Source organism: Bradyrhizobium sp. 1 (assembly GCF_023073315.1).
In the GTDB taxonomy this organism is placed as follows: Bacteria; Pseudomonadota; Alphaproteobacteria; order Rhizobiales; family Xanthobacteraceae; genus Bradyrhizobium.
Genome location: NZ_JADPJH010000011.1, coordinates 215487 through 234579 on the forward strand (window position 1 = coordinate 215487; position 19093 = coordinate 234579).

17 protein-coding genes are annotated in these 19093 nt (G+C 64.4%); 6 read left to right on the forward strand and 11 right to left on the reverse strand.

Annotated elements, in window-relative coordinates:
* Nucleotides 1–70 precede the first annotated feature (70 nt).
* On the forward strand, nt 71–886 hold the full coding sequence (locus IVB29_RS06380; protein ID WP_247502548.1) for an enoyl-CoA hydratase: 816 nt from the start codon (nt 71–73) through the stop codon (nt 884–886).
* Between the two features lie 70 nt (nt 887–956).
* Here the strand turns inward: IVB29_RS06380 and IVB29_RS06385 are convergent, their stop codons facing one another.
* Nucleotides 957–2606, reverse strand: a complete 1650-nt coding sequence (locus tag IVB29_RS06385) for a cytochrome P450 (RefSeq protein ID WP_247502549.1) — start codon at nt 2604–2606, stop codon at nt 957–959.
* 431 nt (nt 2607–3037) lie between these two features.
* Here IVB29_RS06385 and IVB29_RS06390 point away from each other — a divergent pair, with 431 nt between their 5' ends.
* On the forward strand, nt 3038–3322 hold the full coding sequence (locus IVB29_RS06390; RefSeq protein ID WP_247502550.1) for a hypothetical protein: 285 nt from the start codon (nt 3038–3040) through the stop codon (nt 3320–3322).
* A gap of 33 nt (nt 3323–3355) precedes the next feature.
* Here IVB29_RS06390 and IVB29_RS06395 read toward each other — a convergent pair whose 3' ends face one another.
* From IVB29_RS06395 to IVB29_RS06405, 3 genes are all read right to left on the reverse strand, one after another.
* The gene (locus IVB29_RS06395) at nt 3356–4435 is read right to left on the reverse strand and encodes an isocitrate/isopropylmalate dehydrogenase family protein (protein WP_247502551.1); all 1080 of its coding nucleotides are present in this window, start codon (nt 4433–4435) and stop codon (nt 3356–3358) included.
* 121 nt (nt 4436–4556) lie between these two features.
* Nucleotides 4557–5624 (reverse strand): alcohol dehydrogenase, encoded by a 1068-nt coding sequence (locus IVB29_RS06400; protein ID WP_247502552.1) that lies wholly within the window; start codon nt 5622–5624, stop codon nt 4557–4559.
* 70 nt (nt 5625–5694) lie between these two features.
* Nucleotides 5695–6867 carry a CoA transferase gene (locus IVB29_RS06405; protein ID WP_247502553.1) on the reverse strand — a complete coding sequence of 391 codons (1173 nt, stop codon included), beginning with the start codon at nt 6865–6867 and terminating at the stop codon, nt 5695–5697.
* A gap of 205 nt (nt 6868–7072) precedes the next feature.
* On the opposite strand from IVB29_RS06405, the gene glgA reads away from it, so the two are divergent.
* Nucleotides 7073–8488, forward strand: coding sequence for a glycogen synthase GlgA (gene glgA, locus IVB29_RS06410; RefSeq protein ID WP_247502554.1), 1416 nt, complete (start codon nt 7073–7075; stop codon nt 8486–8488).
* Between the two features lie 169 nt (nt 8489–8657).
* Here the strand turns inward: glgA and IVB29_RS06415 are convergent, their stop codons facing one another.
* Nucleotides 8658–9608 carry an oxygenase MpaB family protein gene (locus IVB29_RS06415; RefSeq protein ID WP_247502959.1) on the reverse strand — a complete coding sequence of 317 codons (951 nt, stop codon included), beginning with the start codon at nt 9606–9608 and terminating at the stop codon, nt 8658–8660.
* 75 nt (nt 9609–9683) lie between these two features.
* Complete coding sequence (locus tag IVB29_RS06420; RefSeq protein WP_247502555.1) at nt 9684–10826, reverse strand: patatin-like phospholipase family protein; 1143 nt, start codon at nt 10824–10826, stop codon at nt 9684–9686.
* A gap of 198 nt (nt 10827–11024) precedes the next feature.
* Here IVB29_RS06420 and IVB29_RS06425 point away from each other — a divergent pair, with 198 nt between their 5' ends.
* The gene (locus IVB29_RS06425; protein ID WP_247502556.1) at nt 11025–11912 is read left to right on the forward strand and encodes a LysR family transcriptional regulator; all 888 of its coding nucleotides are present in this window, start codon (nt 11025–11027) and stop codon (nt 11910–11912) included.
* Nucleotides 11913–11935: 23 nt separating this feature from the next.
* Here IVB29_RS06425 and IVB29_RS06430 read toward each other — a convergent pair whose 3' ends face one another.
* Nucleotides 11936–12652 (reverse strand): peroxiredoxin-like family protein, encoded by a 717-nt coding sequence (locus IVB29_RS06430; RefSeq protein WP_247502557.1) that lies wholly within the window; start codon nt 12650–12652, stop codon nt 11936–11938.
* Between the two features lie 256 nt (nt 12653–12908).
* Here IVB29_RS06430 and IVB29_RS06435 point away from each other — a divergent pair, with 256 nt between their 5' ends.
* Both IVB29_RS06435 and IVB29_RS06440 read left to right on the forward strand, forming a co-directional pair.
* Nucleotides 12909–13391 (forward strand): cupin, encoded by a 483-nt coding sequence (locus tag IVB29_RS06435; RefSeq protein ID WP_247502558.1) that lies wholly within the window; start codon nt 12909–12911, stop codon nt 13389–13391.
* Between the two features lie 102 nt (nt 13392–13493).
* Nucleotides 13494–14696: an MFS transporter gene (locus IVB29_RS06440; RefSeq protein ID WP_247502559.1), complete on the forward strand. Its 1203-nt coding sequence runs from the start codon at nt 13494–13496 to the stop codon at nt 14694–14696.
* On the opposite strand, the gene ccoS is transcribed toward IVB29_RS06440, so the two are convergent.
* From ccoS to ccoG, 4 genes are read right to left on the reverse strand one after another with little or no spacing between them, the layout of a single operon-like run.
* Complete coding sequence (ccoS, locus tag IVB29_RS06445) at nt 14693–14860, reverse strand: cbb3-type cytochrome oxidase assembly protein CcoS (RefSeq protein ID WP_129271966.1); 168 nt, start codon at nt 14858–14860, stop codon at nt 14693–14695. The genes IVB29_RS06440 and ccoS overlap by 4 nt on opposite strands.
* On the reverse strand, nt 14860–17052 hold the full coding sequence (locus IVB29_RS06450; RefSeq protein ID WP_247502560.1) for a cation-translocating P-type ATPase: 2193 nt from the start codon (nt 17050–17052) through the stop codon (nt 14860–14862). The genes ccoS and IVB29_RS06450 overlap by 1 nt, the downstream gene beginning before the upstream one ends.
* A gap of 10 nt (nt 17053–17062) precedes the next feature.
* Nucleotides 17063–17548 carry a FixH family protein gene (locus IVB29_RS06455; RefSeq protein ID WP_247502561.1) on the reverse strand — a complete coding sequence of 162 codons (486 nt, stop codon included), beginning with the start codon at nt 17546–17548 and terminating at the stop codon, nt 17063–17065.
* A gap of 15 nt (nt 17549–17563) precedes the next feature.
* The gene (ccoG, locus tag IVB29_RS06460) at nt 17564–19027 is read right to left on the reverse strand and encodes a cytochrome c oxidase accessory protein CcoG (RefSeq protein ID WP_247502562.1); all 1464 of its coding nucleotides are present in this window, start codon (nt 19025–19027) and stop codon (nt 17564–17566) included.
* Between the last annotated feature and the right edge of the window lie 66 nt (nt 19028–19093).

Consider the following 19093-nt stretch of genomic DNA (forward strand, 5'->3'; position numbering starts at 1 on the left):
CCTTGCCGCGGTTGACCGCGGCCTCGCCTCGGCCGCACATTGCGCCCGGCCTATCACAAGCGAGCGCACGATGCCTGATCTCTCCAACGAAAAATCCCACGCCGACGGCAAGATCCTCCAGCACACCGCTGGCGGCGTCGGCGTCATCACCTTCAACAATCCCGACAAGCGCAATGCGATGTCGCTGGAGATGTGGGAAGGATTTGGCGAGGCGCTGACGGACTTGCGCGACGACGATGCCGTGCGCGTCGTGATCCTGCGCGGCGCCGGCGGCAAGGCGTTCGTGTCGGGCGCCGACATCAGCCAGTTCGAGAAGACGCGCCACAACGCAGCGGCATCGGAGGAATACGGCAAGCGGAGCGCCGCGCAGCGGGCGCTGCTCGCGGACTATCCCAAGCCGACGATCGCCTGCATCGAGGGCTTTTGCCTCGGCGGAGGCATGCAGGTCGCGATGCTCGCCGACATCCGCCTTGCCGCGCATGGCAGCCAGTTTGGCATCCCTGCGGCAAAACTCGGCATCGCCTATGGCTATGACGGATTGAAGCATCTGGTGTCGCTGGTCGGTCCGTCCTGGGCGCGGCTCCTGATGTACACGGGCATGCGGATCGATGCCACGGAGGCGCTGCGCATCGGATTGGTCGAGCGCGTATTCCCGGTCGACCAGCTCTGGGGCGAGACCATGGGAATCGCACAGACCATCTCCGAGAATGCCCCGCTCGCGATCAAGGCCGCCAAGCTCACCATCGCGCAGGTGCTGAAGGACGAGAGCGGTCGCGACATGGACGCGATCAAAGCGGTTGGCACCGCGTGTATGGACAGCGCGGATTTCCGCGAAGGCCGGCAGGCCTTCATGGAAAAGCGCAAGCCGAAGTTTCAAGGGAGGTAGGTAGCCCCGGCGTTCGGTCGCGCCAACAATCGCGCCGACGCATTGCGGGCGCGTGTTTCGAAGAGACGCACTAGGCAGATCTGGAGAACCCGATGTCATCGTCAATCACCGCGCCGGGCCCAACCGGAACCTTTCCAGGTCTTGACTGATTGAGATTGTGGAAGACGATCTTGTCGCGCCATACCTTGCGGAGAAAATCTGCGAACACGTCGATTGTCAGCTGCTCGCCGGGACAACGTCGATAGCCGAAGCCGAACGGGGCGAATCCGGCGTAGTCGCAAACTGGTGCCGGCTTTCCTTCCGACACGGCAAACACTGTGCCGAAACCGCTGTTGGTGATGCCGGTTTTCCGCCCGTCACTGACCGGAAGCGTCGTAGTGTCAAAGGGGCAACGCGGCAGACCGATCTGCTTGCATTTTGCCTCATCGATCTGGGCGCTGGTCGGCACGCCCAGGTACCGCTGAGGGTCGAACCGCTCAGGCTCTTTCCACAGACGCGGGTCGAAGCTCGTCTCGGTGTGGGGCGTATTCATGTATGAGTGCCGCTCGTAGGGCACACCGAACTGGGCGAATGGAGAGCCGCCGTAGAAGGACGAGGCGCGCGTGTCCGTGATCGCAGAAATGCTGCCGCCGTTCGGCGAGATGGTGCGGAAGAACTCCATCACCAGAAGCTCGAGGGGCGTATACGGCGCTCCGCTCGCATTGTCGAAGTCCCCGCTCATCGTCTTTTGGAAGGCCGCTCGCACCGCTTGATCCCCTCCGTTCTGGTTCAGGCGCGTCATGATGCCGAAGATGGAGTTTCCCCATTGGCTCAGCGCCACGAAATTGTGGAAGCATTCAAAGACAACGTCCTTCTTGGCAAAATGCTTTCCGTCGCCCGCATTCCTGAGCCAGTAATAGGCGATGGTCTTGTCGGGATTGGAAACCCTTTCGTTCGCTATGTCGTCCAGCCTCGCATCAATCCATTTCGCAAGGAACGGCCGAAGCGCCCTCACGGTCATATAGTTTTCGTACACGATCTCCTGCAATGGATTGCGAAAGGCGAGCACCGTGTTGAAGGCCTCTCCGATCGCGCGGACTTGAGGCGGGACCGCGTCGCCCTGCACGCCGAGGTGCAGATCCCAATAGATATCCCAAAAATGGTCGAGGTAGTGGCGCATGAAAGGCTTGTCGGCATACCTGGGGCCAAGAAGCGTGTCGAAAAACGCGACTACCTTGGCCTGATACTTCGGAACATAAAGGTCGGGAGTGACGCCGGTGAAATAGATACGCTTGCGCAGGTTGTTGGGGCCGCGATTCTCGAGCCCCTCGAGGAAAACTGTCACGCCGTCCGAAGGGGTCGGCTTCCAATCTTCGTAGAGCATTCCCCAAAAGTCCCAAGGAATCGCGTCCTGCTTGGTGAGAGGAAGGTCGATCATGGGGAGGAGCGGTCGCTCGCCGGCGAAGATGCTGCCGAGAAAGAACGGGACCACAGCGTTGTCGACGTAGTCGCGGTCGAAGTGACTTGGGATCGTAGCGCGGAATTTCGCCAAGGCCGCCGAGAGGTCAGGAGCCTGAGGCGCAGCAGACGCCTGAGTGGAGAGCCCGCCTGCAGCAAGAGCCGCCGTGCCCATGAGGAGCATTCGTCTTTCCATGGATAGAGGAGAAAGATTATCCGCCGAGTCTTCTAAGGACTTTGAGCTTGCAGAGGCGCCATCTTCGAACGGCTGATGCTGGGGCATAGGCGTTAACTCCCTCGTGGCAACTCCTCGCGCGAGTATGACGGTTCCTTACAGACTTGCTCGACCGGAACGAGGCGCGCATGAAGATGCCGATTCAATCGAACTTCGGAAGGTGCGGACATCGGCAAAAACCCTCGGCAGCTTGCGATGAAGCACCTCCCAGATTCTGAATGACGCGGTCAAAACCCAAGTCTGGGCGCGCGTGTGCCGTGGCTGGTTGCCTTCAAGGCGATCGGCACAGCCTGCATGGACAGTGCGGATTTCGCGAGGGCAGGTCTTCATGGAGAAGCGCAAGCCGCAATTCCAGTGGCGGTGAACAAGCCGAAACTGAACATGCATTCAGGAAGATTAATTTCTCGCGCGCCGGCAACAACTTAGCAACCAACTGATCTGCCACCGGTTCTTTCGTCATCAATTTGAGGGAGATGACGATGAAACCAAAGTTTGCTGTTGTAGGTCTGGCTGCGTTGGGTGGTGTGATGCTCGCTTCCGGACCGGCGCTCGCGGCGATGCCGAACGGCATTCCACAGGCCGATCAGATCGCAAGCGGTCCAGCCGCTGAGGTCGATCAGGTTCGCTGGGTGTGTAACCCCTGGGGCCGCTGCTTCTGGCGTCCCAACTACTATGGCGCCTACGGCTATTACGGCGGACCGCGACGCTTCTACGGCGCGCGTCCGTGGGGCTGGGGCGGTCATCGCCACTGGCGTCGCTGGTGAACTGCGAGGGGCCGTGAGGCCCCTCTTCTTTGACTACAGCGCCCCGAGCACAGCTTTCGTAATTTCCGCCGTGCCATTGCTGCCACCAAATTCCATCGGCTTGATTCCGCCGGCATAGACCTGGTCCACCGCGCGCTCGATCTGCTCACCGGCTTCGGCCGCACCTTCGACGCCGTGCTTGTCGGCGAGCCAGTCCAGCATCATCGCCGCCGACAGGATCATGCCGGTGGGATTGGCCTTGCCCTGCCCCATGATATCGGGCGCGGTGCCGTGGCACGGCTGGAACACCGCGTATTTGTCGCCGATGTCGGCCGACGGCGCCATGCCGAGGCCGCCGATCAGGCTCGCGGTGATGTCGGAGACGATGTCGCCGAACATGTTCTCCATCACCATCACGTCGAAATCCCAGGGCCGCTTCACCAGCATCGCCGAGCAGGCATCGACATAGAGCCGGTCGGTCTTCACGGCGGGATGCTTCTTCTCGATCTCGTCGAAGATGCCGCGGAAGAAGGCAAAGGCCTTGAACACATTCGCTTTGTCGACGCAGGTCAGCATCCCCGGCTTGCCGCGCGCCTTGCGCCGTTCGGCCAGCCGAAACGAGAACTCGAACAGGCGCTCGGAGGTCCTGCGCGTGATCACCAGCGTCTCGCGCGCGTCTTCATGGGTGACGACGCCTTTGCCCATCGAGGCGAACAGTCCCTCGGTGGACTCGCGGATCACGACGAGATCGATGCCGCGCTTGTCGGCGCCGACGATCGGGCTCGGCACGCCCGGAATCAGCCGCGCCGGGCGCACGCCGGCATAGAGATCGAAGATGAAGCGAAGCTCGATCTGCGGAGCGATCTCGGTGTTATCGGGATAGCGCACCGACGGCAGGCCGCATGCGCCGAGCAGGATCGCGTCGGCTTCCTCGCAGAGCTTGATGGTCGAATCCGGCATCGATTTGCCGGTCGCAAGATAATTGGTGGCGCCGGCGGGCGCCTCGGTGAAGCGAAAGCTGAGGCCGGATTTCTGCTCGATCTTGCGCAGGACCTCGATGGCCGGCGCCATGACTTCGGGACCGATGCCGTCACCGGCGAGCACGGCAATGTGGAAGGCGTTGTTGGCGGACATGGAGTGTTCCTGCGCGAAGGAGAGTGTGGCGAGGAGTGCGACGAAGCAATCCAGATTGTGTCCGCGGAGGGATTTCTGGATTGCTTCGCTTCGCTCGCAATGACGGAGGAGAGAGCGTTGGTTACGGCGTCAGCACCGTGCGCCCAACCACCGCGCCCTGCTGCAATTGCACCAGCGCGTCATTGGCCTTGGCGAGTGGTGCCGTCGTCACCGGGATCGGCGCGATGCTCTTGGTGCGCACGAGATCGAGCAGCTCCTGCGTCTCGCGCAGGTTGCCGACATAGCTGCCCTGGATCGTCACCGCCTTGATCGGGATCAGCGGCAAGGCCCAGGTCGCGCCGCCGCCGAACAGGCCGACGATGACGAGCTTGCCGCCCTTGGCGAGGCAGTCGAAGCCGAGCTGCGTGGTCGCGGCATTGCCGACGAGGTCGATCACGGCGCGGATCGGCCCGCCTGCCTTCTTGGCCAGTTGCTCCAGCGCATCCGGCGCCTTGGGATCGACGGTGGCGAGCGCACCGGCCTTCTCGGCCGCTTCGCGCTTCCTGGCGTCGATGTCGAGCATGATCGCACCCTTGCCGCCCATTGCTTTCAGCAACGACAGCGCCATCAGGCCGAGGCCGCCGGCGCCGAACATCACGATCGGCGTGTCAAAATGCTGCTCGACCTTCTTCAGCGCGCTGTAGGTCGTGACACCCGAGCAGGCGTAGGGCGCGGTCGTCGCGGGGTCGAGCCCTTTCAGATTGAGCAGATAGCGCGGATGCGGCACCAGCATGTGGTCGGAATAGCCGCCGTCGCAATAGACCCCGAGCGAGCGCGGCGTCGCACACATGTTCTCGTCGCCGGCAAGACAAACAGCACATTTGCCGCAGCCGATCCAGGGATAGACCAGGCCGATATCGCCGAGCTTGAGATCGCCCTGGTCGGTCGGCTTCACGTCCGGCCCGAAGGCCGCAATCTCGCCGACAGTCTCGTGGCCCATCGTCAGCGGCAGATTGATGCCACGATCTTTCAGCGACAGCGGCTTGCGGCCGTGGCCGAGATCGTAGCCGCCCTCCCAGATGTGGAGGTCGCTGTGGCAGACGCCGGCGGCCTTCACCTTGATCAGCACCTGCGTGCCCGATGGCTGCGGCGTGGCCTCGTCGAACTCCTGCAGCGGCGCCTTGAAATCGGCAACCTTGAAACTCTTCATCGGCGTTCTCCCGGCATATTTCTTGTTGTCGCGCCACCATGCCACGGGCGGCGAGGCGAGACAAACCTGTCTAGTTGACGCCGGCGGACGATGGCAAGCCGATCTCGTCGCGCAGCGCATCGGTATGCTCGCCGAGCACGGCCATCGTCCTGGCCGGCGTGGTGTCGGCGCCCGACATCCGGAACGGCAGATTGAGCACCTGGAACGCGCCGCCTCCGTCCTCCACCGACGAGAGCGCCTGCCGATGTGCGAGCTGCGGATCGGCCAGCGCCTCGGATACGGTGCGATAGGCCGAGGCCGGCACGCCGGCCGCGCTCAGATCGACAATGCATGCATCGGTCGAGAGCTGTTTCGACCAGGCCTCGACGCCGTCCATCATGTCGGCCCAATTCTCGCGGCGAGGCGCATAGCTGGAGAAGCGCGGATCGGAAATCCATTCGGGGCGGCCGATCACACCCATCAGACATTGAAACGTCTTTTCGCTTGCGACCGTGATCATGACATAGCCGTTCGCAGTCTCGGTCGGGCCGAACATCGGGCGCGGCGGCGGCTTCACCGCGAATTGCGAGTTCTGCAACTCGATCACCGTCAGCGTCAGCATCGACTCCAGCATGGAGACGTCGATGTGCTGGCCAAGGCCAGTCACCGTGCGCTGGTACAGCGCCGACGCGATCGCGCCAAAGCCGTAGGTGCCGGTGACGACGTCGGCGTGATAGATGCCGCAATAGTCCGGGCGGTTGCGGCCTGGCTGATAGGCGAGATGCGCCATGTCGTAGCCGGAGGCCGCATGGATCACCGGCGCATAGGCCGGCAGCTCGGCCGAGGGGCCGCTCTGGCCGTAGCCGGAGATCGAGCAGTAGATCAGCTTCGGGTTGACCGGGCGCAGGCTGTCGTAGTCCAGCCGCAGGCGGCGCATCACGCCGGGACGAAAATTCTCGACCAGAATGTCCGCGGTCGCGACCAGCCGTCGCACCGCTTCCCTGCCGTCCTCGGATTTGAGGTCGAGCACCACGCTCTTCTTGCCGACATTGAGCTGGCCGAACACGGTGCTGCAGCCCTTGCGCAGCGGCGGCCGGGTCCGCATCGTCTCGCCGCCGTCGGTCTCGATCTTGATGACCTCGGCGCCCATGTCGGCGAGCATCCGTGCGCAATGGGGGCCGGCGATGGTGGTCGAAAAATCCAGGACCCTCAGGCCCGCGAAGGCCTTTGGCGTCGTCCCCTCATGCTTATCTGCTAGCTGCATACTTGCTGGCGTCCTTGTCGAGTCCTTGGGGTCCGTTAGGAACGATCAACGTTCTTTATTGTTGGTGCCTCGACCCTAGAGGGCGGCGGCTGAGTAGGAAAGTCTTTACCGAACGGACGCGTCGCGTGGGCAGGCTTGGGACTTCCGAGGTAACTGGACCCGTTCTTGCATAGCAGCAAGCGGGATCGGATGAGGGCAGCAGTTCTTGAGGGTCTTGTTCGTTACGACTGAGATGGACGACTTCGTCCGCGTCGGCGGACTTGCAGCCGTTTCCGCCGCGCTCCCGAGGGCCCTTCGCCCCTTCGCCGATATCCGGGTGATGCTGCCCGGCTACCGCGATATCATCGAGCAACTCACGCATATTCAGATCGTTGGCCGCTGTCCCGCGTTTGCGGAGATGCCGGCCTGCTCGCTCGGCCGGGCCGCGACCAAGGACGGCCTGCCGGTCTATGTGCTGTTGTGCTCACAACTCTACGACCGGCCCGGCAATCCCTATGGCGACGAGTCCGGGCGTGACTGGCCCGACAACGACATCCGTTTCGCACGCTTTGCTTCGGCAGCTGCTGAGCTTGCCATGGGCAAGCTGGACAAGAATTGGGCAGCAGACCTGGTTCACGCCAATGACTGGCAGGCCTCCCTGGTGCCGGCCTATCTCGCCTGGCGTGGCAGCAAGCTCCCCTCGATTCTGACCATCCACAACCTCGCCTATCAGGGCCTCTTCCCAAAAGACTCGCTGCGGCGGATTGGCGTCCCCGAGAGCTCCTTCCACATCGACGGCGTCGAGTTCTACGACCAGCTCTCCTTCCTCAAGGCCGGGTTGGTTTACGCCTCGCACCTCACCACCGTCAGCGGCACCTATGCGCGAGAGATCACCACGGACGAATTCGGCTGCGGTCTGGAAGGCCTGCTCCGCCTGCGCTCCGACGCCTCCGAGCTGACCGGCATCCTCAACGGCATCGACGAGAGCTGGGACCCGCGCTCCTGCGCCCAGCTCGCCCAGCAATTCGGCGCCGGCGACTGGGTCGGCAAGAAGGCCAATGCGGATTATGTCCGCAAGCAGTTCGGGCTTGCGGTGTCGCGCGGGCCGATATTCGGCATCGTCGCGCGGCTCGTGCACCAGAAGGGCATCGACCTCGTGCTGGCCGCGGCCGACGAGATCATCGATGCCGGCGGCCAGATCGTGGTCACCGGCTCCGGCGAGCCCGCGCTCGAACAGGCCTTGGTCGACGCCCATCGCCGCCGTCCCGACGCCATCGGCGTCACCATCGGCTTCAACGACGCCCAGGCCAGGCGCATCTTCGCCGGCAGCGACTTTACATTGATGCCGTCGCGCTTCGAGCCGTGCGGCCTCAGCCAGATGTATGCCCAGCGTTTTGGCTCGCTGCCGATCGGTCACCAGACCGGCGGCCTCGCCGAGACCATCACCGACGGCGAGACCGGATTCCTGTTCTCAAAGCCCTCGCACGAATCCTTCCTCGGCGGCGTCCGCCGCGCCTTCGAGGCCTTCATGGCGCAGGACCAGCTCGACACCATGCGCCGCAGCGCCATGGGACGGTCGTTCTCCTGGAGCATCTCGGCCGGCAGCTACAGCGCGCTGTATAGGAAGCTGGCGTCTGTGTGAGGCCGGGACGCTCCCTCACACTCCTCTCGTGCCCCGGACGCAGCGCAGCGCTCTTGCGGTGCGCCGCTGAGCCGGGGCCCATGTCGCGCCGGAGTTCGTGGCCTATGGGTCCCGGCTCTACGCCGCAACGCTCACGCGTTGCGACTTGTCCGGGACACGAGCGCGGAGCTCACCCGATTCCGCGCACGTCCATCTGCGGCCGGCCGATCCAGGCGCGGTTGAGACAGCGGGTCATCCAGTCGGGCTGCGGCTCGCCCCGTAGCCGCGCCTGCGCTTCCTGGTAGGGGCCGACATAACGCAACCGATCCGGCAATTTTGGATAGACGCGCCTGATCCATGTCAGCGCGTTGTCGGCGGATCTGGTGTCGCGCTCATCCAGCTCAAACCCAAATCCCGCGCGCAACGGCTCCGGCAGCAAGCGCGCCGTGAGCGCACGATACCATCGCGGCGGCCGCAGCCATGGACGCGCGCCACCAAAAATCTGCGCAGCGATCTCGCGCGCGGCCGGGCTGACGGTCAGCGTCTCCGACCGCGCCATCGCTGCGGTGTAGGCCGCGAAGCCGGCCCAGTCCGCCGGCAGATCGTCCCCCGTCAACCCGAACAACGCGCCAAACGTCCGGCTCTCGCTCCAGTAGCGCTCGCGGTCGTCCGCCGAGAGCGGCGGCAGGACCAGATCGTGCGCCATCAGCGCAGTCTCGACCAGCGTCGCATGAACCCACCGCAGCGACGGGATGTCGTTGGCGCAGTAGCGCGAGCCGGCTGCGAACGGACCGACCGTCTCCGGCATCTCGCCGACGATCATGCCGTGGCGCCGGTGCAGTTGCCGCGACGACAGCAAGGCACGGTCGAACGAGCCGAACACCATGGCAAAGACAATGTCGAAGGTGCGATGGAAGCGGCCGATCGGATCGGCAAAGGTTTTTGAATGCTCGGCGATGGCAGCTGCGACCCAGGGATGCGCAAGTTGCAGCAGCAGCGCGCGGCCGGCGCCGAGGAAGATCACGGCCTCCCGGTCGATCCGCCAGGTGATCGTGTCAGGACCGAACACGCCGGGGACCGGTCCCGCCGCGTCGGCGCGGACCTTGTCGAGCGCCAATTCCAGATCGTTCGCGGACACCACTTGCAGGACCTTTCGACTGCGGACCACCTACGATCCGCAAGGCCTGTGGCAATTCGATGAACGGCGGATGCGGCCCTACTCCGCCGCCATCGGCATCTCGTCGATATGCTCGTGTAGCACCACGCCGGCGAGCGGATCGAATTCGCCGATCCACGGTTTTCGCGCGAGCACCGACCTCGTGTGAGCATAGCCGGCATGCCAGCGCCGCGTGATCCCCGTCGGACTGAAGTCGATATCCTTGGTATGGGTCTCGCGGTCGAGCTGCGGCGCCAGCAGCCGCACGACGTGCATGCGAGTCGGACAGCCGTAACTGGTCAGCTCACGCACCGCCGGATCGTTGCGCTCGCTCTCGGGCAGACGCGCGGCGAGCTGGTTGATGACATGGCGGAGGCGATGGGCCTGCTGCTGGCGCACGATCTGGCTGGCGATGCGGCTGGAATATTGCACGTCCTTCTGGCGGTTCAGGACCTCCGCCATCGTCGTCGGCTCGGCGCCGATGGGATTCCACAGATGCACCGAGAAGATCAGCGAATCCTTGCGCGGATTGTCGTCGAACACCGCTTCCGTCGGCGTGTTCGAGAGGATGCCACCGTCCCAATAGAGCTCGCCGTCGATGCGCACCGCGGGGAACGCCGGCGGCAACGCGCCCGAGGCCATGACATGCTTCACCGTCAGCTCACCGTCGCGGCTGTCGAAATAGCGCATTTCGCTGGTGCCGACATGAGCCGCGCCGACCGTCAGGCGCGGCGCGCAGCGATTGGCCAGATCAAAATCGACGAGCTCGCGCAGCGTCGTCTCAAGCGGCGTGGTCGAGTAATAGCCGGCGTGATCGGACCCGAGCGGGAAGGACTCGCCTGCATGCGCCAGCGGATTGGGCTTGAAGAAGCCGGGAATGCCATTGGTCACGGTCGACCAATAGGCGAGCCTCTCGTTGAAGTCGGGAAGGGCGCCGCCCAGAGCCCAGACCGACTTCTGCTCCATCCGCTTCCAGAATTCCTTCAGGCGCGCGAGCCGGTGCTCCCTGGCGTTGCCGGCGATCAGGCTGGCATTGATAGCACCGATCGAGGTGCCGATGATCCAGTCCGGCTCGATGCCGGCCTCGTGGAGCGCCTGGTAGACGCCGGCCTGGTACGAGCCGAGCGCGCCGCCGCCCTGGAGCACGAGCACGACCTGACCCGGCAGGTCGATGCTCTTTCCGTTGTCCTGCATGCCGTTCATGTCCCGCTCCTGTCCAGCAGATGGTTATCATTCGTCAGCCGTAGGGCTGTTGTTACGTCCTGCCGTTCTCGGCGATTGTCGCGCCTTTTGGAAATGCCGGCTGGCTTCCGAAACCATACGCACGCGCTATTGCGGCCAGCATATCATTCCCGGCGCCGATCGGTTAGATTTCCGGCCGATCTCGCCGGGAGCCGATCCATGGAAATGCACCAGGTCCGCTATTTCCTCGCGGTCGCGCAGCTGTTGAATTTCACGCGCGCGGCTGAGGAGTGCAACGTCACGCAACCCTCGCTGACGCGCGCGATCAAGCAGCTCGAGGCCGAGCTCGGCGGCGATTTGTTCCGGCGCGAACGACCGGCCGCACAACTGACCGAGCTAGGCCAGCGCATGCATCCGCTGCTGAAGCAGTGTTATGAGGCAGCCGCCGGCGCCCGCACACTCGCTTCCTCGTTCAAGAGCGGCGATATCGGCGCGCTCCGCATCGCACTGACGCATTCGATCGATCTCGCGCTGCTCATCCCGCATCTCAACGAGATCAGGCGGCAGTTCAACCGGCTCGAATTCCGCTTCCTGCGCGGCTCGAGGCGCGAGGTCGCCGAGTTCCTGAAAAAGGGCGAGGCCGAGCTCGGCATCGCCGCGGAGATCGACGAGGCCTGGGAGCGCCTCGACGTGTGGCCGCTGTTCACGGAAGGCTTCGATCTCGTCGTCAGCGACGGACATCGGCTGGCCGGTCGCAGCTCGATCGAATTGGATGATCTGCGCGCAGAGCAACTACTGAGCCGGACGTTCTGCGAACATTTTGGCCGCATCACCGCGAGCCTGCGCGAGCACGGCATCGACGTCGCACGTGGCCATGAAGTCTCCAGCGAGCACGATCTGATCGAGCTCGTCGAAGCCGACATCGGGATCGCCATGGTGCCACACACTTCCCCCGTGCCGGCAAGATTGACGCGCGCTGCGGTCACAGGGCTGGATGCCCGCCGCACCGTCAGCCTCTACGGCGTGGCCGGCCGGCAGCGCACAGCGGTCGCCAATGCCGTGATGCGGATGCTGCGCGGCGCGGATTGGCGGGAGATCGCTGGATAATTCGAGAGCGCGCCGCGTAAAGCTCAGCGCTCCCGGCTCGCCGCCTCCAGCGCCGCGAGCAAATCGTCGATCTCCATGCGCTTGCGGAAATCCGGGTCGACGAAACGCGCCTTCACCAGTCCGTCGCGTCCGACCACGAACACGGCCGGGATCGGCAGCATCCAGCCGTCATTGCCATGAAACTTCGCCATGTCCTGATAAGACAGCAATTGCTGGATCTCGGTGCCGAGCCAGATCGCGAGATTGAGTGACAATGCGTAGCCATTGTCGAGATCGGTCAGGATCGGAAACGGCGCCTGCGCCTCGGCCTTGAGGTGTTCGGTAAATTGTTGGGTCTCGGGCATGATCGCGACGACCTGAGCGCCCATCGCCCTGAAACGTGCTTCGGCCTGGGTCACCGCCCGCATATTGAGCCGGCAATAGGGACACCAGTGCCCGCGGAAGAACATCACCGCGACGGGGCCCCGCTCCAGCAGCGAGGACAGCGCGACCAGCCGACCTGTCTCGTCGGGCAGCACGAAGGCCGGCATCGCCTCGCCCGGCACCGGCGCGTTGTCGCCGCCGCCGTTGTGGCCGAGCCGCTCCACCAGGCGGTCGACCGCCTCGCCATAGGCAGGAAAGATCTCACGTCCAGCCTCGGCATAGGCCCTGAGCTGGTCGTTCAATGTGCCGTCCATATCGCGGCAGCGCTGGAAGGCGAGCCTGAGACGTTCGGCATCGGCTGGCGAAAGTGCTGTCATCTCCGGCTCCGGCAAGAGTTTGCATTATTTTTGCGTTCCGTCCCCCACGCAAGGGGCGATAACGATCCAACGCCCGATTCCGAGGCCGCGGAAATGCCGTCTCGCTTTCGGTTCGATAGCCGTCGCCTATCGCACCGCCATAGCATGGCGCTATCGCACCGAAAGCGAAACGGCATTTCAGAAGAGCCGCGGTCTCGACGAAGCTCCTGCCATAGCCGGCAACCAGCGAGGTTACGGCCAACAGAGGAGATTTCCGATGCTCACGCCTCACATATTGTCGCGCCTGATCGGGCCGGGCCTTGCCGTCGCCGGCGCACTGACGCTCTCGGCGCAGCCGGTTTTCGCCGGCGAATGCCCGGCCGACAAAATCAAGCCGAACGCGCAGCAGATGGTCGACTATAAGCCGGTCGGCGTCACCGACACCACGCTGGGCGCGATCGACCTCGGCAAGCAGCCGGCGCATATCGAGGACCGCGAGCTGCGCTTCCGGAAGCTGACGATCGAGCCCGGCGGCATCGTTCCCTGGCACAGCCATGACGACCGCCCCGCCCTGATCTTCGTGCAGCAGGGCGAGATCGTCGAATATGCCTCCAACTGCGTCGATCCGATCGTGCACAAGGCCGGCGACATCCGTCCCGAAGTGTTCGGCACCTCGCACTGGTGGAAGAATCTCGGCAAGGCGACGGTCATTCTTTATGTCGGCGATGTCCGCAAGGATCCCAACGACCATCACATGTGACGGATGCGCTTGCCCCCGCGCGCGCGTCACCGGATGTGGCGCCCGTGATCCCCCATGCTGCCCGCATGCCGGGCGCCACATCCTTCATAGGACAAGCACGCCATGACTGATCTATCCGCGCCCATCAAGCTGGACGCGATGACGATGGATGGGCATTCCCCGGGGCTCGCGCTCCGCTCGCTCGTCATCGGCCTCACCGCATTCCTGACCGTCGTCGATCTCTTCGCAACGCAGGCGATCCTGCCTTCGCTGACGCGCCATTACGGCGTCATGCCGGCGGCGATGAGCTTTGCCGTCAATGCCAGCACCTTCGGCATGGCTGTCGCGAGCCTCGTCGTCGGCTTCTTCAGCCCGCATATCAACCGGCGGACCGGCATCCTGCTCAGCCTGACGCTGCTGGCGATACCGACCGGCCTGCTGGCGTCGGCGCCAAACCTTGCCGTCTTCACCGCCTTGCGGATCGCGCAAGGCGTCTGCATGGCATCCGCTTTCGCACTCACCCTCGCCTATCTCGGCGAGCAATGCAGCGCCGTGGACGCCGGCGGCACCTTTGCCGCCTACATCACAGGCAATGTCGCGAGCAACCTCGTCGGCCGGCTGATCTCGGCGGCGGTCGCCGATAGCCTTGGCCTTGCCTGGAATTTCTATGTCTTCGCAGCCCTCAACCTCGCCGGCGCGGCACTGGTCTATTTCACCATCCAGCGCGTCCAACCGATGCATGCGACGATGCCGGCGACATCGCCGCTCGCCGCCATGATCGCACATTGGCGCGAGCCGCGGTTGCGCGCCGCCTTCGGCATCGGCTTCTGCATCCTGTTCGCCTTCATCGGCACCTTCACCTTCGTCAATTTCGTGCTGGTGCGGCCACCGCTGTCGCTGGGCATGATGGACCTGGGCCTCGTCTATTTCGTCTTCCTGCCGTCGGTGATCACGACGTTGCTGGCCGGCCGGGTCGCGTCACGCCTCGGAACGCGGTCGACGATCTGGGGTTCGCTGGCCGTCGCCGGACTGGGCCTGCCGCTGATGCTGGCGCCGCATCTGTCCGAGGTCCTGACCGGCATGATTCTGGTCGGCGTCGGGACCTTTTTCGCACAAGCCGCCGCCACCGGATTCGTCGGACAGACCGCGGCCGACAACCGCGGCGTCGCCAGCGGCACTTATCTCGCGTGCTATTTCAGCGGCGGACTGGTCGGCACCGCCGTGCTCGGGCGTCTGTTCGACAGCTTCGGCTGGCACGCGTGTGTTGCCGGGGTCGGCGTGGCCCTCGCGGCCGCGGCCCTGCTAACGTTCGCCTTGAAGCGCTAGCGCTTGGCCGGCGCTTCCTGCGGCGGCTCGTCATCGGCAATGGCGCGCCAGGCCGCGCCGTCGAGATCGTCGTACTGGCCGCTGCGGAGTGACCAGAGGAAGCCGGCGAGGCCGGCAAGACCGAGCATCAGCGCGAGCGGCACCAGGATGACCAGAATCTCCATCAGACGATCTCCCGCGCGCGGCTGCGTGCCCGCAGCGAGTTCAGCATGACCAGGATCGACGAGCCGCTCATGGCGGCAGCCGCGATCAGAGGCGTCACGACACCGCTGATCGCGACCGGCACGGCGAGGACATTATAAAGGATCGCAAGCCAGAGGTTCTGCCGCATCAGATGCAGCGCCTTGCGCGCGGAATCGATCGCGGCAACGACCGGGGCCAGCGGGCGGCCGAGGAAGACGAGATCGGCGGTCGCCTGGCTTAAATGCGCGGCCGAGATCGGCGACATCGAGACATGGGCTGCCGCGAGCGAGGGCGCGTCGTTCATGCCATCGCCGACCATCAGCACCTTGACGCCGCGCCGCTTCAATTCCTCGATCCGTGCGATCTTGTCGGCCGGCGTCACGCCGGCGCGCCATTCGGTAATGCTCAGCGCATGGGCCGCCGCGATCACCGCCGCCTCGCGGTCGCCGGAGAGAATTTCGATACCGATGTTGCGTGCCTTCAGCGCCGCAATCACAGCCTGGGCATCCGGGCGCAGGCCCTGGCGCACCGAGAGGATGAATTTTGCTGGCCCCTTGCTGAACGCGACGATAGACGCTTCCGGATCGAGATCGTCGGTCAACCCGACGAGGCCCTCGGCGCCGCAGAAAGACGGACGGCCAAGGCGAAGCTCGATGCCGTCCACCGTTGCCCGCACGCCCTGCCCGGCCTCCTCGACCGCATCGATAACAGGCGATCGCGCGCCGGCAGCCTGCGCGACCGCAGCGGCGACCGGATGATGGCTCGACAACGCGAGCCGGCCGGCGAGCTCGAAAATGTCTGCGGGGATATCGGCGGCGTTGATGACTTCGAGACCGGGCAGCGTCAGCGTGCCGGTCTTGTCGAAGATGACGTGGTCGGCTTCGGCCAGCCGCTCGATGGCGTCGCCGGAATTGAGCAGCACGCCCGCCCTGAACATCGCACCCGAGGCCACCGTCTGCGCGGTCGGAATGGCAAGCCCCAGTGCGCAGGGACACGTAATGATCAGCACCGCGACACCCGTCACGATCGCATCATGCCAGCTCGCACCGAAAAGGACCCAGCCCAAAATGGTGAAGAGCGCGGTCGCATGCACCACCGGCGCGTAGAGCCGCGAAGCGCGGTCGGCGAGCCGCATGTAGCGCGAGCGCGCCTGCAGCGCATTGTCGAGCAGCCGCGTGATCTCGGCGAGCAGCGTCGCCTCCGACGCCGCCGAGACCCTCACCCGCAGCGTGCCCGAGATATTCATGGAGCCGGCATAGACCGGCGTGCCCTGCCCGGCCGTGACATAGAGCGTCTCGCCGGTGATCAGGCTCTGGTCGATTTCCGAACGGCCCTCGATCACGGTGCCGTCGACCGCACAACGTTCGCCGGGCCTGAGCAACACGATGTCGCCGGGATGGATCGCGGCGACCGGCACTTGAGATATTTCATCGGGCCCGACGAATTTGGCCGCGGTCTCCGCCTTGAGTGCGGCCAGATTGCCGGCGACCGCGCGGGTCCGGCGGCGCATGTTCTGATCGAGGACGCGGCCGACCAGCAGGAAGGTCAGCAGCATGATCGCCGCGTCGAAATAGGCATGCTCAGCGTGGTTGATGGTCTCGACCACGGACATGCCGAGCGCAAGGCACACGCCGATCGAGATCGGCACGTCCATGTTGGTGGTCTTGGAAGACAGCGCGCGCCAGGCCGAGCGGAAGAACGGCTGGCCGGCATAGGCCGCCGCCGGCAGCGCGATCAGCGCTGACAGCCAGTGGAAGAAGTCGCGCTGCTCCGGCAGCATGTCCGAAACATTGCCCGACCACACCGGGATCGACAGCATCATCACGTTCATGGTGGCGAACGCGGCGACGCCGAGGCAGCGCAGCAGGAAGCGCGATTCCGCGACTTCGGCCACCTCCGCGCTTTCGGTCTCGTAAGGGTAAGCCTTGTAGCCGAGCTCCTCGAGCCGGTCGATGAATCGCGCCGGGTCGAGCGTGCCTTGTTTCCACTCCAGCGCGATGCGCCGGTCCGTAAGGTTCACACGCGCCAGCGTGACATCGGGAATTGCGGAGAGCCCGCGCTCGATCTTGGCCATGCAGCCGGCGCAGTGAACGCCTTCGACCGCGAGATCGATGTGCTGGAGGCCTTCGCCCGCGGCCCGGACATAATGCGAGAAGTCGCGCGTGAACTGCATGACAAATCCCTCAATTCAGGATCACGCGGTTGCGCGACATGAACACGCGCTCGCCCTTCGCATCGCCCTCGATCACCAGGTCCCATTGCCCCGGCGCGACGGCGGCGGCATTGCCGCGATAGATCCCGATGCCGGCCTCGGAGAGTTCGACCGCGAGATCGGCGCGCTTGTCGGTCGGACGCTCCAGGCGGCCGCCGAATTTCAATCCGGTCACCGGCTGGCCCGCCGCGTCGCGCGCCTCGACCTGAACCGTGGCGGCGCCATCGGCGCGCCGCTCGATATGCGCACTGACTTTCCATTTCCGCGCGGCCTGATCCTGCGCCGCAGAAATCTCGCGGTCATAGGTGAGGCCCGTGGCATAGGGACTGTCGACATCGGTGCCGGGCAGCGTCGCGATTGCGAGCTTCATCATGGTCACGTTGACGCCGATCACGATTCCGAAAAAGGCGACCAGCATCAGGAACACTTTTGTTCCGGTCAGCGGCTTGGTGGCCATGGCGATCTCCTGGTTTTACGGCGCGACGAAATTGTCGGTGGTGGATGCGACCTCGCCGAGCCCGATATCGGTGACGCGGAAGCGCACGGGGATCGACTTTTCCGGATTGCCATCGGCCGGCGCGGTGACGAGCAGGCGCAGCTCGCTGGTGCTATCCCGCGGGATCACGATCATCGGCCTGTCAGGCGTCACGGAATCGGCGCCGACGACATGTGTGGTCAAATTGACCGGACCATACGCGTCGATCGCGATGACGCGATCATAGCCGCTCTTGTTGAGCAGCCGCACCGTATAGGCGTTGCGGATCGAGCCGTCGCTGAGCTTGACCGCCACCGGATTGCGGTCGTGCAGCACGTTGACGTCGAGCAGGCTTCGGGTCGCCAGCGTGTATATCATGAAGCTGCCGACGGCTGCGATAATCGCGCTGTAGACCACGGTCCGGCCGCGCACGACCTTGTAGATCGGCGCCTTCCCCTCCTCGCGGCGATGGATGTTGATGTCGTTGTCATAGCCGATCAGGCGGGTCGGCCGGCCGATCTTGGTCATGACGTTGTCGCAGGCATCGATGCACAGCCCGCACTGGATGCATTCGAGCTGCGGCCCGTTGCGGATATCGATGCCGGTCGGGCAGACCGCGACACATTGATAGCAATCGACGCAGTCGCCGACGTGCTCGCCGAGCGCGCGCAGCTCGGCCGCCTTCTTGACCGAGGTGCGCTTCTCGCCGCGGTCGTAGCGATAGGTGACGTTGAGCGCCCATTCGTCGGTGAGCGCGGCCTGGATCCGCGGCCACGGGCACATATAGGTGCAGACCTGTTCCCGCATGTAGCCGGCGAGCACATAGGTCGTGGCGGTCAGGATGCCGATCCAGATATAGGCGATGACAGGCGCCTGGAAGGTGACGAGCTCCTTCACCAGCGTCGGCGCATCGTTGAAATACAGCACCCAGGCGCCGCCGGTCCACCAGGCGATCATGAGCCAGATCGTGTGCTTGAGTGCGAGCTCGCCGACGCGCCGCAGCGTCAGGCCGGACGATTTGTCCTTTTTCATCCGCTCGCGGCGGTCGCCCTCGACGAAACGTTCGACGGCGTAGAACAAATCGGTCCACACCGTCTGCGGACAGAGATAGCCGCACCAGATGCGGCCGCCGACGGAGTTCATCAGGAACAGCGTGATCGCGGCGACGATCAGCAGGCCGGTGAAATAATAGACCTCCTGCGGCCACAGCTCGATGAAGAAGAAATAGAAGCGGCTGTTGGGAAGATCGATCAGCACCGCCTGGCTTGGCGCGCCAAGGCCGCGGTTCCAGCGCACGAAGGGCAGCAAGTAATAGACGCCGAGGCAGAATGCCATCAGACCCCATTTGATGCGGCGGAAGGTGCCGGAAATACTTTGGGGATACACCTTCTTCTGGGCTACGTAGAGCGGCCCGCCGTCGTCGTCCGATGTGAGTTCGTTCGGGTTCACGGTCTTGTTCATCGCTCTAGAACTTCTCGACAAGGTGCGATTAAACCTAGACCCGACGCAGCTGCGTCAGTTGATCCA

Excerpts from the sequence above, each read along its gene's own strand:
- IVB29_RS06380 (WP_247502548.1), top strand. The coding sequence starts at position 71 with ATGCCTGATCTCTCCAACGAAAAATCCCACGCCGACGGCAAGATCCTC.
- IVB29_RS06385 (WP_247502549.1), bottom strand. The coding sequence starts at position 2,606 with ATGCCCCAGCATCAGCCGTTCGAAGATGGCGCCTCTGCAAGCTCAAAG.
- IVB29_RS06390 (WP_247502550.1), top strand. The coding sequence starts at position 3,038 with ATGAAACCAAAGTTTGCTGTTGTAGGTCTGGCTGCGTTGGGTGGTGTG.
- IVB29_RS06395 (WP_247502551.1), bottom strand. The coding sequence starts at position 4,435 with ATGTCCGCCAACAACGCCTTCCACATTGCCGTGCTCGCCGGTGACGGC.
- IVB29_RS06400 (WP_247502552.1), bottom strand. The coding sequence starts at position 5,624 with ATGAAGAGTTTCAAGGTTGCCGATTTCAAGGCGCCGCTGCAGGAGTTC.
- IVB29_RS06405 (WP_247502553.1), bottom strand. The coding sequence starts at position 6,867 with ATGCAGCTAGCAGATAAGCATGAGGGGACGACGCCAAAGGCCTTCGCG.
- IVB29_RS06420 (WP_247502555.1), bottom strand. The coding sequence starts at position 10,826 with ATGAACGGCATGCAGGACAACGGAAAGAGCATCGACCTGCCGGGTCAG.
- IVB29_RS06425 (WP_247502556.1), top strand. The coding sequence starts at position 11,025 with ATGGAAATGCACCAGGTCCGCTATTTCCTCGCGGTCGCGCAGCTGTTG.
- IVB29_RS06430 (WP_247502557.1), bottom strand. The coding sequence starts at position 12,652 with ATGACAGCACTTTCGCCAGCCGATGCCGAACGTCTCAGGCTCGCCTTC.
- IVB29_RS06435 (WP_247502558.1), top strand. The coding sequence starts at position 12,909 with ATGCTCACGCCTCACATATTGTCGCGCCTGATCGGGCCGGGCCTTGCC.
- IVB29_RS06440 (WP_247502559.1), top strand. The coding sequence starts at position 13,494 with ATGACTGATCTATCCGCGCCCATCAAGCTGGACGCGATGACGATGGAT.
- ccoS (WP_129271966.1), bottom strand. The coding sequence starts at position 14,860 with ATGGAGATTCTGGTCATCCTGGTGCCGCTCGCGCTGATGCTCGGTCTT.
- IVB29_RS06450 (WP_247502560.1), bottom strand. The coding sequence starts at position 17,052 with ATGCAGTTCACGCGCGACTTCTCGCATTATGTCCGGGCCGCGGGCGAA.
- IVB29_RS06455 (WP_247502561.1), bottom strand. The coding sequence starts at position 17,548 with ATGGCCACCAAGCCGCTGACCGGAACAAAAGTGTTCCTGATGCTGGTC.
- ccoG (WP_247502562.1), bottom strand. The coding sequence starts at position 19,027 with ATGAACAAGACCGTGAACCCGAACGAACTCACATCGGACGACGACGGC.